The sequence below is a fragment of the Pseudomonas sp. ASL9 genome (assembly GCF_056680335.1).
In genome coordinates this window covers 4,633,610-4,648,892 of record NZ_CM155277.1, presented here as the reverse complement: position 1 = coordinate 4,648,892, position 15,283 = coordinate 4,633,610, and the positions used below count along the sequence as shown (strand labels likewise).

Here is a 15,283-nt window from a genome sequence, read left to right as displayed (position 1 = left end):
ACAAGCTCTGGCGCAGGAAAAGCAGAAGGGGCCCGAAGGCCCCTTCTTTATTCCCTGTACGCGTAGCAACTTCACTTACGCGTCTGGAGCAGCCTTGGCAACCGGCTCGTTGTTTTCGTAAATCAACAACGGCTTGGATGTGCCCTCGATGACGCTCTCATCGATCACCACCTTGCTCACCTCGGACTGCGAGGGGATCTCGTACATGGTGTCGAGCAGAACACCTTCGAGAATGGAACGCAGACCGCGGGCGCCTGTTTTGCGCTCAAGTGCGCGTTTGGCGATCGATTTCAGTGCATCAGCACGGAATTCGAGTTCCACACCTTCCATTTCGAACAGTTTTGCATACTGCTTGGTCAGCGCGTTTTTCGGCTCGGTGAGAATCTGCATCAGAGCAGCCTCATCCAATTCGTCCAACGTTGCCAGAACCGGCAGACGGCCCACGAATTCCGGAATCAGACCGAACTTGACCAGATCGTCAGGCTCAACCTCACGCAGCGATTCGCCAACCTTCTTGCCTTCGTCCTTGCTGCGTACTTCGGCGTTGAAACCGATGCCGCCGCGAGTGGAACGGCTCTGAATAACCTTTTCCAGGCCTGAGAAAGCACCACCGCAGATAAACAGGATGTTACGTGTGTCCACTTGCAGGAATTCCTGCTGTGGATGCTTACGACCTCCTTGAGGAGGAACGGAAGCCACAGTGCCCTCGATCAGTTTCAGCAAGGCTTGTTGCACGCCCTCACCGGAAACATCGCGAGTAATCGAAGGGTTGTCGGATTTGCGCGAAATCTTGTCGATTTCATCGATGTAGACAATACCCATCTGGGCTTTTTCTACGTCGTAGTCACATTTCTGCAACAGCTTCTGAATGATGTTTTCGACGTCCTCACCCACATAACCAGCTTCGGTCAGGGTGGTGGCGTCAGCAATGGTGAACGGTACATTGAGCAATCGAGCCAATGTTTCGGCGAGCAGCGTCTTGCCGGAGCCTGTAGGGCCGATCAGCAGGATGTTGCTTTTACCGAGTTCAACATCATCATTCTTTTTGTCGCGCTGATTCAGACGCTTGTAGTGGTTGTACACCGCTACTGCCAGAACCTTTTTTGCACGTTCTTGACCAATCACATATTGATCAAGGATGCCGCTGATTTCTTTTGGCGATGGCAATTTATGCGCACTGCTTTCGGCCTGGGCTTCTTGCACCTCCTCTCGGATGATGTCATTGCACAGGTCGACGCATTCGTCGCAGATAAAAACCGAGGGGCCGGCAATCAATTTGCGCACTTCATGCTGGCTTTTGCCACAGAAGGAGCAATAGAGCAATTTGCCGTTGTCCTCGCCGTTGCGGGTGTCAGTCATTCGATCGATCCAATCCGGTAGGCTTGCAACACAAGATGAAGGCTATTGCGGGCTTTTTCAAGCCCGCAGGTGGCCGGTTATTCCAACCACCTACGATTGAGCTGCTTAGCGAGCCATTTGACGCTGAGTAAGCACCTGATCAATCAAACCATATTCACAGGCGCGCTCGGCGCTCATGAAGTTGTCACGATTGGTGTCTTGCTCGATGGTCTCAATCGATTGCCCGGTGTGGAGCGCAAGAATTTCATTCAAGCGAGCACGAATGGACAGGATTTCCTTGGCATGGATATCAATATCCGATGCCTGCCCCTGGAAACCGCCCAGTGGCTGGTGAATCATCATTCGCGAGTTCGGCAAGCAGTAACGCTTTTTAGCCGCGCCGCCAGTCAACAGCAAGGCGCCCATGCTGCAGGCCTGACCGATGCAAATAGTCGACACGTCTGGCTTGATGAACTGCATGGTGTCATAGATTGACATGCCTGCAGTCACCGAACCGCCTGGTGAGTTGATGTAGAGATGGATGTCCTTGTCCGGGTTTTCGGCTTCAAGGAACAGCAGTTGCGCCGCGATCAGGTTGGCCATGTAGTCTTCTACTGGACCCACCAGAAAGATCACCCGCTCCTTTAGGAGGCGCGAGTAGATGTCATAGGCGCGTTCGCCACGGGCGGACTGCTCGATAACCATCGGGACCAGGCCGCCAGCGGCCTGGATGTCAGAGTTCTGCTGAATATAAGAATTGCGGGACATGTCTCGCATTCACTCCCAAATAGTCATTTCTTGAATACACGTAAGCCAGCGCGAAGGCTGGCTTATGTGTGTTTTCGAACGAGAGAAAAATCAGTCGGCTTGTGGAGCTTCTACCGGCTTGACTGCTTCTTCGTAAGAGACCGATTTGTCGGTCACGCTAGCTTTCTGCAAAACAGTATCCACAACTTGCTCTTCCAGCACAACCGAACGCACTTCGTTCAGCTGCTGGTCGTTCTTGTAGTACCAGGACACAACCTGCTCAGGCTCTTGGTAAGCCGATGCCATCTCCTGGATCATTTCGCGAACACGAGCGTCGTCAGGCTTGAGATCGAACTGCTTGACCACTTCAGCAACGATCAGGCCCAGCTCTACACGGCGCTTGGCTTGCTCTTCGAACAGCTCGGCCGGCAGTTGGTCTGGTTTGATGTTGCCGCCGAACTGCTGAACAGCCTGCACGCGCAGACGGTTCACTTCGTTGTCGAGCAGCGCTTTAGGCACGTCGATCGGGTTGGAGGCCAACAAGCCGTCCATCACCTGATTCTTGACCTTGGACTTGATCGCCTGACGCAGTTCGCGATCCATGTTCTTACGAACCTCGGTCCGGAAACCGTCGATGCCCGTCTCCTTGATGCCGAACTGAGTGAAGAACGCTTCGTTCAACTCAGGCAATTTAGGCTCGGAAACAGTGTTGACCGTCACGGTGAACTCGGCGGCTTTGTTGGCCAGCTCCAGGTTCTGGTAGTTTTCCGGGAAGGTCAGGTTCAGAACGCGTTCTTCGCCAGCTTTAGCGCCAACCAGACCGTCTTCGAAGCCAGGGATCATGCGACCGGAACCCAGAACCAACTGAGTACCTTTGGCAGAGCCACCCGCAAACACTTCGCCATCAACCTTGCCAACGAAATCGATGTTCAGTTGATCTTCGTTCTGAGCAGCACGCTCAGTGACGTCGAAACGAACATTTTGCTTGCGCAGGACTTCCAGCATTTTGTCCAGGTCAGCGTCAGCCACGTCTGCACTCAGACGCTCGACAGTGATGGACTCGAAGCCTGCAACCGTGAATTCCGGGAATACTTCGAAAGTAGCCACGTATTCCAGGTCTTTACCTTTTTCAAAGGTTTTTGGCTCTACCGAAGGTGCGCCAGCTGGATTGAGCTTCTGTTCAACCACTGCTTCGTAAAACGTTGCCTGAATCAGATCGCCCAGTGCTTCCTGACGAGCGCCGTCTTCATAACGCTGACGGATCACGCTCATAGGCACTTTGCCAGGACGGAAGCCTGGGATCTTAGCTTTACGGGCAGTCTGCTGCAGACGCTTGTTGACTTCAGTCTCGATGCGTTCGGCAGGCACGCCAATGGTCATGCGGCGCTCAAGAGCGGAAGTATTTTCAACAGAAACTTGCATGGATATTCCTCGTTGCACAGACGTTAGCCGGCCGTTTCCGACCCCAGAATCAAGGGCATGCATTCTAGTGGGTCAAACTCAAGAAGTCACCCCACTGAAAAAGGGTAAGTGAGTAGCATGAAATCAAGCAGCCGACAGGGGGGCGACGACGCCCAGTGCGAACAATTGACGCCAGGCAGCAAGCGACACGTCTGGCGCACCCTATATAAGGAGCCCCTGATACGTTGCAGACCTTCTACATCAACCAAAAATCGCCGAACGCCAGAGAAAACAGGCGAAACGGCGCTCGCACCGGGCGAAATTTTCAATATTTTGAAACAAAAAAAAGCCGCACTAGGCGGCCTTCCTGCTGCTTTGTGAATGCCGCGGGCATTTCACAAAGCTTGTATCTTGGTGCGGACGGAGAGACTCGAACTCTCACACCTTTCGGCGCTGGAACCTAAATCCAGTGTGTCTACCAATTCCACCACGTCCGCGCTTCAAGCCTTTAAAGCAAAGGCGCCGGATTGTTAAGTCGGGCGCCTTTCGAATATGGGGTGGACGAAGGGGATCGAACCCTCGACAACGGGAGTCACAATCCCGTGCTCTACCAACTGAGCTACGCCCACCATATAGCGTGTGACCGATACATCAATACAACATTACTTGTGCCAAAGTTGCCTGAATGGCGCACCCGACAGGACTCGAACCTGCGACCATCCGCTTAGAAGGCGGATGCTCTATCCAACTGAGCTACGGGCGCTTATTTAATCTGTATTCATTATACCGATTACAAATTAAGAGCTTCAGTCACGCCGAGCCAATCAACCACTCTGCCTGACCTTCTTAACCAGTGCTAGGCTGTGCCCGACAAGTGCGACGAATCTTATAGACGACCCTGGAAGACGTCAACTCTTTTTCGAAAAAAATTCAGTTAGATAAAGGAGTTAGGGGAATATGCAGACCAAGCGCCTTTGCCCTTGGGTCATGTCATGCGAGAATGCGTGCTCTTTTTCAATCCCTTTCGATGGTTAATCACGCGACATGACAGCAAAACTAATCGACGGTAAAGCGATCGCAGCCAGCCTGCGCCAACAGATCGCCAAACGTGTCACCGAGCGTCGCGAACAAGGCCTGCGTACACCGGGCCTCGCGGTGATTCTGGTTGGCAACGACCCCGCGTCTCAGGTTTATGTCTCGCACAAGCGTAAAGACTGTGAAGAGGTTGGCTTCAACTCGCAAGCCTACGACTTGCCCACCAACACCTCACAGGATGAGCTGACCGACCTGATCGATCGCCTCAACGATGATCCGGATATCGACGGCATCCTGGTGCAACTGCCACTGCCCGCGCATCTGGATGCATCAAAATTGCTGGAGCGTATTCGCCCGGACAAAGACGTGGATGGCTTTCATCCTTATAACGTCGGCCGCCTGGCGCAACGCATCCCCCTGCTGCGCCCCTGCACCCCCAAGGGCATCATGACCCTGCTGGAAAGCACCGGTGTCGATCTTTACGGGATGGATGCCGTCATCGTCGGCGCCAGCAACATCGTCGGGCGTCCGATGGCGATGGAATTGCTGCTGGCTGGCTGCACGGTTACGGTCACCCACCGCTTCACCCGCGACCTGCCGGGCCATATCGGCCGCGCGGACCTCGTGGTGGTCGCTGCCGGCAAACCCGGACTGGTGAAAGGCGAATGGATCAAGGAAGGCGCGATCGTAATCGACGTCGGCATCAATCGTCAGGCAGACGGCAAGCTCGTAGGTGACGTGGTGTATGAAACCGCCCTGCCCCGCGCCGGCTGGATCACTCCGGTACCGGGCGGCGTTGGCCCGATGACCCGTGCCTGCCTGCTGGAAAACACCTTGTACGCTGCGGAAACCCTGCACGTCTGAGTGCGCGAGATCAGGCATAAAAAAACGGCACCCAAGGGTGCCGTTTTTCATGGCTCAAAACTCAGTCAGCCAGACGCCAGGTCGTTCCACCCTTGCCATCTTCCAACACCACGCTCATAGCGGTGAGTTGGTCGCGAATGCGGTCCGATTCGGCCCAGTCCTTGTTGGCACGAGCGGTCAGTCGAGCCTGAATCAGCGCTTCGACTTCCACCGCATCGACCCGACCCTCTGCGCCTGCACGCAGAAAGTCGTCGGCTTCAAGCTGCAACACACCCAACACACTGGCCAATTCTTTCAGACGTGCCGCCAAGCCCGCAGCTGTAGCCAGATCGGTGTCACGCAGACGGTTGATTTCGCGCACCATCTCGAACAGCACCGCGCAGGCTTCCGGCGTGCCGAAGTCGTCGTTCATCGCCGCAGAGAACCGTTCGACGAACGCTTCACCACCGGCCGGCGCAACAGCGGGCAAGCCTTTGAGGGCGTGATAGAAACGCTCCAGCGCACCCTTGGACTCTTTCAGGCTGTCTTCTGAGTAGTTGATCGAGCTGCGGTAATGGCTGGACACCAACAGATAACGCACCACTTCCGGTTGGTATTTCTCCAGCACGTCGCGAATGGTGAAGAAGTTGTTCAATGACTTGGACATCTTCTCGCCATTGATGCGGATCATGCCGCAGTGCATCCAGGCGTTGGCATAAGGCTTGCCAGTGGCCGCCTCACTCTGGGCGATTTCGTTTTCGTGGTGCGGGAACTCGAGATCGTTGCCGCCGCCATGAATATCGAAGGTCTCGCCCAGGCAGCAGGTCGACATCACCGAGCATTCGATGTGCCAGCCCGGACGCCCGGCGCCCCACGGCGACTCCCAGCTCGGCTCGCCCGGCTTGACGCCCTTCCACAGCACGAAGTCCAGCGGGTCGTCTTTGGACTCATCCACTTCGATCCGCGCACCGATGCGCAGGTCTTCGATCTTCTTGCGCGACAGCTTGCCGTAACCCATGAACTTGCCGACGCGGTAGTACACGTCGCCATTGCCCGGAGCGTAGGCATAACCCTTGTCGATCAAGGCCTGGATCATGGCGTGCATGCCCGCGATATGATCGGTCGCGCGCGGCTCCATGTCCGGCGGCAGGATGTTCAACCGCGCTTCGTCCTCATGCATCGCATCGATCATGCGTGCGGTGAGTGCCTCGAAAGACTCGCCGTTTTCACGGGCGCGATTGATGATCTTGTCGTCGATATCGGTGATGTTGCGCACATAGGTCAAGTCATACCCGCTGAAGCGCAACCAGCGGGTGACCAGATCGAACGCGACCATGCTGCGGCCGTGCCCAAGGTGGCAGAAGTCATATACGGTCATGCCGCACACGTACATCCGCACCTTGTTGCCGTCCAGAGGCTTGAAGACTTCTTTGCTCTTGGTGAGCGTGTTGTAAATTGAGAGCACGATGATTCCTTAGCTCTGACCCCATGAGTCACGCAGCGTCACAGTACGGTTAAACACCGGCTGACCGGGTTTCGAGTCCTTGATGTCCGCGCAGAAATAACCTTCGCGTTCGAACTGGAAACGGTCTTCCGGTTGCGCTTGTGCCAATGACGGCTCGGCTCGGCAACCCGTGAGCACTTGCAGGGAATCAGGGTTGATGTTGTCCAGGAAGCTGTCGCCGTCTTCGGCTTTGTCCGGGCTCGGCGAACGGAACAGACGATCGTACAGACGCACTTCGCATTCAATGCTTTCAGCCGCCGGCACCCAGTGCACAACGCCTTTGACCTTGCGCCCCTCAGGGTTTTTGCCCAGGGTTTCCGGATCGTACGAGCAACGCAGTTCGACGATGTTGCCGTCCGCGTCCTTGATCGCTTCATCGGCGCGAATCACGTAGCTACCACGCAGGCGCACTTCGCCGTTGGGCTCCAGACGTTTGTAGCCTTTTGGCGGCTCTTCCATGAAGTCATCACGGTCGATGTAGATTTCACGCGCAAACGGCAGCTCACGTACACCCATGTCTTCTTTCGGGTGACGCGGCAATTCGAGCTTCTCGACCTGACCTTCCGGGTAGTTGGTGATCACGACTTTCAGCGGACGCAGCACGCACATGGCACGCGGAGCGCTGTGATCGAGGTCGTCGCGGATGCTGAATTCGAGCATGGCGAAATCGACGATGCCATCGGAACGGTTGGTGCCGACCATCTCGCAGAAGTTACGGATCGAGCCTGCGGTGTAACCGCGACGACGGAAACCCGACAAGGTCGACATGCGCGGGTCATCCCAGCCATGGACGTGCTTCTCATCGACCAGTTGCTTGAGCTTGCGCTTGCTGGTGACGGTGTAGCTAAGATTGAGACGCGAGAACTCGTACTGACGCGGCCGACTCGGCACCGGGAGGCTCTCCAGGAACCATTCGTACAACGGGCGATGGCCTTCGAACTCAAGGGTGCAGATCGAGTGGGTAATGCCTTCGATGGCATCCGACTGACCGTGGGTGAAGTCATAGTTCGGGTAGATGCACCACTTGTCACCGGTCTGATGGTGACGCGCATGGCGAATGCGATACATGATCGGGTCGCGCAGGTTCATGTTCGGTGAGGCCATGTCGATCTTGGCCCGCAACACACGCTCGCCATCTTTGAACTCGCCAGCCTTCATCCGGGCGAACAGGTCCAGGTTTTCCTCGACGCTACGCTCACGGAACGGGCTGTTCTTGCCCGGCTCGGTCAAATTACCCCGGTATTCCTTGGACTGCTCGGGGCTCAGGTCGCAGACGAACGCCTTGCCCGCCTTGATCAGTACGATGGCCCATTCGTGCAGTTGATCGAAATACTGCGAGGCATAACGCACTTCGCCAGCCCACTCAAAGCCCAGCCACTTCACGTCGCTTTCGATGGCGTCGATGTATTCCTGGTCTTCCTTGGCCGGGTTGGTGTCATCGAAACGCAGGTGCGTTACGCCACCGAACTCTTGGGCCAGACCGAAGTTCACGCAGATCGCCTTGGCGTGGCCGATGTGCAGGTAACCGTTGGGCTCAGGCGGGAAACGGGTCACGATCTGGGTGTGCTTGCCCGCGTCCAGGTCTGCCTGCACGATCGCGCGCAGGAAATTGGTCGGGACAGCAGGACCTGCCTTGGAATTCGCAGTGGAGTCAGTGGGCTTGCTCATAGGATCCTTGAACATACAAGTGCGCGGCCAGGGTAGGCCGACTAAATCAAAGCGCCTATCATAGCCGAAGCTGTCAAGGTGTTGCGACCAGCGCGCGCGCCTTCCACGAATTCAAAACGAGCGATTTTTACAATGTCCAAAGTCAAACTGAGCACGAACCATGGCGACATCGTCCTGCAACTGAACGCCGATAAAGCGCCGGAAACCGTGGCCAACTTTGTGCAGTACGTTAAAGAAGGCCATTACGACAACACTGTATTCCACCGCGTGATCAGCAACTTCATGATCCAGGGCGGTGGTTTCGAGCCGGGCATGGCACAAAAGAAAACCCGCGCCACCATCAAGAATGAAGCCAACAACGGCCTTTCCAACAAGAAAGGCACCGTGGCCATGGCGCGCACCATGGAGCCGCATTCGGCGTCCTCGCAGTTCTTCATCAATGTCGGCGACAACGACTTCCTCGACCACACGGCACCGACCGTTCAGGGTTGGGGCTACACCGTATTTGGTGAAGTGGTAGACGGTATGGACACGGTCGAGAAGATCAAGGGCGTGGCGACCACCATGAAAGCCGGTCATCAGGACGTACCCGCCGAAGACGTGATTATCGTGAAAGCCGAGATCATTGAGTGATATTGCTGATCTCTGATCTGCATCTGGAGGAGGAGCGCCCGGACATTACCCGGGCGTTTCTGGCGTTACTCGATGGCCGGGCCCGCGCTGCCGAATCGCTGTACATCCTCGGGGATTTTTTCGAGGCATGGATCGGCGATGACGCCATGTCACCGTTCCAACTGTCGATCTGCAAGGCCCTGCGCGCACTGAGCGACAGCGGCACGTTGGTTTTCCTGATGCACGGCAACCGTGATTTCATGATCGGTAAGGCGTTCTGCAAGGCTGCAGGCTGCACCTTGTTGAAAGACCCAAGCGTGGTGCAACTCAATGGCGAACCTGTGCTGCTGATGCACGGCGACAGCCTGTGTACCCGCGACGAAGCCTACATGCACATGCGCCGCTACCTGCGCAACCCGCTGACCTTATGGGTCTTGCGTCATTTACCCTTGGGCACCCGACACAAACTGGCACGCAAGCTGCGCAGCGAAAGCCGTGCACAGACCCGCATGAAAGCCAACGACATCGTCGACGTCACGCCCGATGAAGTCCCACGGATCATGGCCCAATACGGGGTACGCACGCTGATCCACGGTCACACCCACCGCCCGGCGATTCATAAACTGCAGGTCGGCGACGATGCCGCGAAGCGGATTGTGCTAGGGGATTGGGATCGTCAGGGCTGGGCGTTGCAGGTGGATGAACAGGGTTTTCAGTTGGCGGCGTTTGATTTTGTGCCGGTACCAGCGTTAATTCACTAACGCCATCGCTCCCCTGTAGGAGGGCCCGCCTCGTCTTCGACGCTGCGCTGTCGCACAGCAAACTGGTTTTGATTTGCTTGGTGTGATGGTTTAGTGGTGTGTCAGCTGAGCCGCCTTCGCAGGCAAGCCTGCTCCCACAGGGTTTTGATCTGCCTTTGGATTTTGTGTGAATTGAGTATCGAATTACGGCGAGGCCCCGTTTCCAGAAGGCCGAGCGCAGGCGTTGCGCAGGGGGTAACGAGGCAAGGATGCCGAGTAAGCCGCACGGGGCCAGGGACGGCCCCTTGCGGCGACCCCCGGAGCAACGCCGGAGCGAGGGAAGTCCGAGCCTAGGCGAGGATCCGTATGGCGGGGCAAGCGTTTTGGTTACTTTTTGGCGTCTGAAAAAGTGACACGCTGTAAGAGCGGAACCGTAATTTCAGCACACGCCAATGCCGGATATACACCCAATGCACAGCGCCAACACATTGTTTTTAAAAGATTAAAAATCAGTTTGATAAGAGGAGCGAACTGCGCGTCCCGCTGCAAATAAAGCAATGCGCTCCGTCTATCAATGCCCCGCCGGCGGCCCCGCCTTTGCCGCGAACGGCGGTTTGGCCATCCATACCAGCAGAATCAGGCCCATGAAGCCCCAGCCCAGCATGTGGAAGTAGTCTACGGTCGACATCATGTACGCCTGACTGGTGAGCATCCCCTCAAGCTGCGCATACGCCTGACTGCTCGCCCCGCCCAGATTACTCAGGGCGTCGCGGGTCGCAGATTCGTAGGTGCTGATGCTTTCGCTTAAATAGGCATGGTGCTGATTTGCCCGACGAATCCAGATCCAGGTGGTGAGCGATGCAGCAAAGCTACCCCCGAGGTTACGCAGAAACGTCGCCAGCCCGGAACCGTCAGCTATCTGGTCAGGCGGCAAGTCAGACAGCAAGATGGTCAACGTTGGCATGAAGAACAGCGCTACACCGGCCCCCATGAACAGCTGCACCAGCGCGATATGCTCAAAATCAACCTGACTGGTGAAATCGGCGCGCACGAAGCAGCTCAGCCCTATCGCAAAAAACGCCAGCCCGGCCAGCAGTCGCAGGTCGAATTTATGTGCGTACTTGCCGACAAAGGGCGACATCAACACCGGCAGAATACCAATAGGCGCCACCGCCAGCCCTGCATAGGTCGCGGTGTACCCCATCTGCGTCTGCAGCCACTGGGGCAGCAACAGGTTGATACCGAAGAAGCCAGCATAACCACCCACCAGGGTGATGGTACCGATGCGGAAGTTACGGAAGGCGAACAGGCGCAAATTGACGATGGGGTGCCGGTCAGTCATTTCCCAGATGATGAAAATCGCCAGGAAGACCACTGAAATGACGGTACCTATCACGATAAAGTTGGACGAGAACCAGTCCAGATCATTGCCCTTGTCGAGCACGATTTGCAACGCACCCACGCCCACAATCAATGTCAGCAGACCGATGTAATCCATGGGCTGGCGACTGGTAACCACCGGCCGCGCACGCATTTGTGTACGCACCACGAACGCAGCGAACAGGCCGATTGGAATATTGATGAAGAAAATCCAGGGCCAACTGTAGCTGTCAGTGATCCATCCGCCGAGAATCGGCCCGGCAATGGGCGCCACCACCGTGACCATCGCCAGCAATGCCAGTGCCATCCCCCTTTTTGCCGGGGGATAGACCGCAATCAGCAGCGTCTGGGTCATGGGATACAGCGGACCGGCAACCACACCTTGCAGAACCCGAAAACCCACCAGCTCTGGCATCGACTGGGAAATCCCGCACAAAAACGACGCCATCACGAACAACACGGTGGCCCAGATAAACAGCTTCACCTCACCCACCCGACGGCTGAGCCAACCGGTCAACGGCAACGCAATCGCGTTACTGACAGCAAACGAGGTGATCACCCAGGTGCCCTGCTCCGAACTCACCCCCAGGTTGCCGGAAATAGTCGGCAGTGCGACGTTGGCGATGGTGGTGTCGAGCACCTGCATAAAGGTCGCCAGCGACAGGCCGATAGTGCACATCAACAAACTGGGCGGCGTAAAAGAGGCCGGGGCGGTCGAGCTCATCGCGAATCCTTTAAAACTTGAACGTTGCTCCGACCATGGGGCCGGAGCGGAGGGATTGGCGAATCAGCGCTGAACCGTCCGACTGTTGGTAGCGCTGTTTTCGTGGATTAAACGAGTAATCAGGGCGTCGGCGTCAGCCAGTTGTTCCTCGTAGATAGTGGTGCTGAACGAGGCCTTCTGCGACGGTTGCTGAGCCAATACCGGGCCGCTCTGATCGTGCAGATTGACGTTGACCACTGTCGACAGGCCAATACGTAGCGGATGCTCTTTCAACTGCTCAGGGTTGATATGAATCCGCACCGGCACGCGCTGCACGATTTTGATCCAGTTACCCGTGGCGTTCTGTGCTGGCAGCAAGGCAAACGCGCTACCCGTACCGGCACCCAGGCTGTCAATCGTGCCGCTGAACTTCACGTCACTGCCGTACAGGTCAGACTCGATATCCACCGGCTGACCGATGCGCATCTTGCCCAGTTGGGTTTCTTTGAAGTTGGCATCGATCCACAGCTGATTCAGCGGGATCACTGCCATCAACGCAGTGCCGGGTTGAACCCGTTGACCCAATTGCACGGTGCGCTTGGCCACGTAGCCGGTGACGGGTGCAATCAAGGTGCTACGGGCGTTGCCGAGATAAGCCTGACGCAACTGTGCGGCAGCCGCTTTCACATCCGGGTGCGAAGACACCACCGTGTCGTCCACCAACGCGGAGCTGGTAGCCAGTTGCTGCTGGACGTTGTTCAACGCATTTTGCGCGGTCGTCAGATCATCGCGGGCATGGGACAGCTCTTCCTGAGAGATCGCCCCGCCTGCGGCAAGATTTTTACGGCGGTTGTAGTTGTCCCGGGCTTTCTGCACCTCGGCCCGTTGCGCAGCCAACTGTGCCTTCATCCCGTCGACATTACTGTACAAGCCGCGCACCTGGCGCACCGTCTTGCCCAGATTGGCTTCGGCACTTTGCAGGCTGACTTCGGCATCGCTGGGGTCGAACCGAACAAGCACCTGGCCCTCACGGACCAGATCGCCATCGTCGGCGCCGATGCTGATCACCGTCCCGGCCACCAGCGGCGTAATGGCCACCACGTTGCCGTTCACATAGGCGTCATCGGTGCTTTCGTTCCAGCGCCCGTAGATTTCATACCAGCCCCAGATACCCAGCCCACCGAGGATCACCAATATCAGGACCACCAGCAGCCAGATCTTACGCTTGCGCGGGTTCTGATCCCGAGCTTCGTTTTGAGCTTCGTTCTGACCTTTTTGGTCGTGTAAAGACGTATTTTCGGTAGCGGCAGTAGCCATGACGATTACCTTGAGTTATTCAGTCAGCGAAGCGGTTGATGGGGGCGTTTGGCCTTGGCTTTCACCTTGAAAACCTCCACCCAGCGCCTGCATCAACTGGATCGACAAATCGATTCGTTCGGCGTTGAGATCCGCCAGTTGGCGTTGTGACTGGAGCAATTGCTGTTCAATGCTCAGCACATCGAGGTGGTTGCCGATCCCTGAGCCATAACGCTGGGTCGCCGTGTCGAACGAAGCTTGGGCGGCGTCGGTTGACCGTTGTTGAGCGTCAATCTGGCCGCTGATAGAGCGCAGTTGCGAGAGCGCGTCGCTGACGTCGCCCAACGCGTGGACCAGGCTTTGGTTGTACTGCGCCACCGCGAGGTCGTAATCGGCGTCGCGAGCATCGAGGTTGGCGCGCAAGCGACCACCGTCGAAAATAGGCAAGGACAGCGCCGGGGCGATGTTGAAGAAGCGACTGGCCGAGCCAAACATCGCGTCCCCCAGCAACGACTCGGTACCGGCAGCGGCACTCAGGTTCAGGTTCGGGTAGAAAGTGGTCTTGGCGGCAACGATATTTTTGCTCGCCGCCTCAACGCGCCAGCGGGCAGCGACGAGGTCCGGACGACGACCGAGCAAATCAACCGGCAACGACGGTGGCAAGGCCACGGTACTTGGCTTGAGTATGTTCGGACGCTGGATCTCGTTACCGCGGTCCGGCCCTTTGCCCAACAAGACCGCCAAGGCAATTTTCGCGCTGCGCAGACGTTTACCTGCGTCGATCAACTGCTCTTCGGAGTTGGCTTCCAGGCTTTGGGTCTGCTGGAACTGGAAGCGACTGTCGATTCCAGAATTGAGACGACGGCTGCCCAGATCGAGCATTTGTTTGGTGCGCTTCAGGTCCTGGGCGGCTAGGTCGTAGACCACGTGGGCCAGACCCAGATCACTGTAGGCACGAGCAACATTGGCGGCCAACGTCAAGCGCGCAGCCTGTTGATCGACTTCGGCGGCACGCGCCTGGCCCAAGGCCGCTTCCCAAGTGGCGCGCTGGCCGCCCCAGAGATCGACATTGTAATTGAAGGTCGCCTGCAGACTACGCACGGTGGCGTAGGTACCGCCCTGCCCGGCAGGGCTCTGGTCGGCTGCCAGACGCTGACGGCTGACACCGCCCTCGGCATCGAGAGTCGGCATGCGCGCGGCATTGGCGGCATACGCGGCGGCAGTCGCCTGATGCGCCCGAGCGCTGGCGACTTGCAAGTCGGGGCTGTCACGCAACGCTTCGGTGATCAGCCCATCCAGTTGCGGATCACCGAGGCTTTTCCACCAATCGCTTTTCGGCCAGGCAGCGGGCGACAACGTCACGCCCTTGAGGGTCTGCGCGGCTTGCAGGTTTTTCGCATCCAGACTTACGCCTTCGATTTCAAGACCACGGTAACTGGCGCAACCGGCCAGGGTCATGGCCAGAAACACCAGACTCAATGAGGTCCGCAAGGTCACGCTGCTCATTGCACACCTGTCGTTTTTAAGCACAGACGGCCAATGGTGATCTGATCATCGGCCGCCACCAGCACCTTGGTAAGAATCTGCTCAAGGCTTGCCAGCTCGGCGGGGTCGAGCGCACCGAACAAATCGTTCAGGGCTTCAGCGCCGATCTGCGGAAGCCGATCCGAGAGCTTTTGCCCCTCTTCGGTCAATGCCAGATGCACCTGACGCCGATCCATGTCAGAGCGGGTGCGGGTGATGAGTTCTTTTTGCTCAAGGCGGTCCAGCATGCGGGTCATTGAGCCGCTGTCGAGCGACAGATGACGGCACAACCCTGCCGGGGTATCGGTAGCAAACTGAGCAATGATAATCAGCACTTTAAACTGCGATGCCGTCACCCCGTAAGGCACCAGATGAGTGTCCAGCAGGCGGTCTTTGAGCGCGTTCGTGCGCCCAATCAGCAGGCCCATGAGGCCGGAGTAAAAATTGTCGGGTGTGAAGTGCTTCATCGAACCACCAAAAAGCTGCTTAGGC

The 15,283-nt window shown here is 57.1% G+C and carries 12 protein-coding genes and 3 tRNA genes; 3 read left to right on the top strand and 12 right to left on the bottom strand.

The genetic code is table 11. The annotated features are described in order from the left end of the window. Window positions 1–75: 75 nt before the first annotated feature. From clpX to AC1ME2_RS21445, 6 genes are all read right to left on the bottom strand, one after another. Complete coding sequence (gene clpX, locus AC1ME2_RS21470; RefSeq protein WP_480436599.1) at window positions 76–1,359, bottom strand: ATP-dependent Clp protease ATP-binding subunit ClpX; 1,284 nt, start codon at window positions 1,357–1,359, stop codon at window positions 76–78. Between the two features lie 105 nt (window positions 1,360–1,464). Continuing rightward, window positions 1,465–2,106 (bottom strand): ATP-dependent Clp endopeptidase proteolytic subunit ClpP, encoded by a 642-nt coding sequence (clpP, locus tag AC1ME2_RS21465; RefSeq protein WP_480436597.1) that lies wholly within the window; start codon window positions 2,104–2,106, stop codon window positions 1,465–1,467. 90 nt (window positions 2,107–2,196) lie between these two features. Further along, the gene (gene tig / locus AC1ME2_RS21460; RefSeq protein WP_480436595.1) at window positions 2,197–3,507 is read right to left on the bottom strand and encodes a trigger factor; all 1,311 of its coding nucleotides are present in this window, start codon (window positions 3,505–3,507) and stop codon (window positions 2,197–2,199) included. 391 nt (window positions 3,508–3,898) lie between these two features. Continuing rightward, window positions 3,899–3,983: transfer RNA gene (locus AC1ME2_RS21455), tRNA-Leu, on the bottom strand. 56 nt (window positions 3,984–4,039) lie between these two features. Then, a tRNA-His gene (locus AC1ME2_RS21450) sits at window positions 4,040–4,115 on the bottom strand. Between the two features lie 57 nt (window positions 4,116–4,172). Continuing rightward, window positions 4,173–4,249, bottom strand: a tRNA-Arg gene (locus tag AC1ME2_RS21445). 281 nt (window positions 4,250–4,530) lie between these two features. Here AC1ME2_RS21445 and folD point away from each other — a divergent pair. Next, entirely contained in the window at window positions 4,531–5,385 is an 855-nt protein-coding gene (gene folD / locus AC1ME2_RS21440; RefSeq protein ID WP_480436593.1) for a bifunctional methylenetetrahydrofolate dehydrogenase/methenyltetrahydrofolate cyclohydrolase FolD, read from the top strand. 61 nt (window positions 5,386–5,446) lie between these two features. Here the strand turns inward: folD and cysS are convergent, their stop codons facing one another. Both cysS and AC1ME2_RS21430 read right to left on the bottom strand, forming a co-directional pair. Beyond that, entirely contained in the window at window positions 5,447–6,829 is a 1,383-nt protein-coding gene (cysS, locus tag AC1ME2_RS21435; RefSeq protein WP_480436592.1) for a cysteine--tRNA ligase, read from the bottom strand. Window positions 6,830–6,838: 9 nt separating this feature from the next. Further along, window positions 6,839–8,536, bottom strand: a complete 1,698-nt coding sequence (locus AC1ME2_RS21430) for a glutamine--tRNA ligase/YqeY domain fusion protein (protein ID WP_480436590.1) — start codon at window positions 8,534–8,536, stop codon at window positions 6,839–6,841. Between the two features lie 132 nt (window positions 8,537–8,668). On the opposite strand from AC1ME2_RS21430, the gene AC1ME2_RS21425 reads away from it, so the two are divergent. After that, window positions 8,669–9,169, top strand: a complete 501-nt coding sequence (locus tag AC1ME2_RS21425) for a peptidylprolyl isomerase (protein ID WP_480436588.1) — start codon at window positions 8,669–8,671, stop codon at window positions 9,167–9,169. Beyond that, a complete protein-coding gene (gene lpxH / locus AC1ME2_RS21420) occupies window positions 9,166–9,909 on the top strand; it encodes a UDP-2,3-diacylglucosamine diphosphatase (protein ID WP_480436587.1) in 744 nt (247 codons plus the stop codon). Before AC1ME2_RS21425 ends, lpxH begins: the two co-directional genes overlap by 4 nt. A gap of 550 nt (window positions 9,910–10,459) precedes the next feature. Here the strand turns inward: lpxH and AC1ME2_RS21415 are convergent. From AC1ME2_RS21415 to AC1ME2_RS21400, 4 genes are all read right to left on the bottom strand, one after another. Further along, entirely contained in the window at window positions 10,460–11,992 is a 1,533-nt protein-coding gene (locus tag AC1ME2_RS21415; RefSeq protein ID WP_480436585.1) for a DHA2 family efflux MFS transporter permease subunit, read from the bottom strand. A 63-nt stretch (window positions 11,993–12,055) separates the two neighbouring features. Further along, a complete protein-coding gene (locus tag AC1ME2_RS21410; RefSeq protein WP_480436584.1) occupies window positions 12,056–13,288 on the bottom strand; it encodes an EmrA/EmrK family multidrug efflux transporter periplasmic adaptor subunit in 1,233 nt (410 codons plus the stop codon). Between the two features lie 15 nt (window positions 13,289–13,303). Next, on the bottom strand, window positions 13,304–14,773 hold the full coding sequence (locus AC1ME2_RS21405) for an efflux transporter outer membrane subunit (protein WP_480436583.1): 1,470 nt from the start codon (window positions 14,771–14,773) through the stop codon (window positions 13,304–13,306). Continuing rightward, complete coding sequence (locus tag AC1ME2_RS21400) at window positions 14,770–15,258, bottom strand: MarR family winged helix-turn-helix transcriptional regulator (RefSeq protein WP_480436582.1); 489 nt, start codon at window positions 15,256–15,258, stop codon at window positions 14,770–14,772. The genes AC1ME2_RS21405 and AC1ME2_RS21400 overlap by 4 nt, the downstream gene beginning before the upstream one ends. Window positions 15,259–15,283 lie beyond the last annotated feature (25 nt).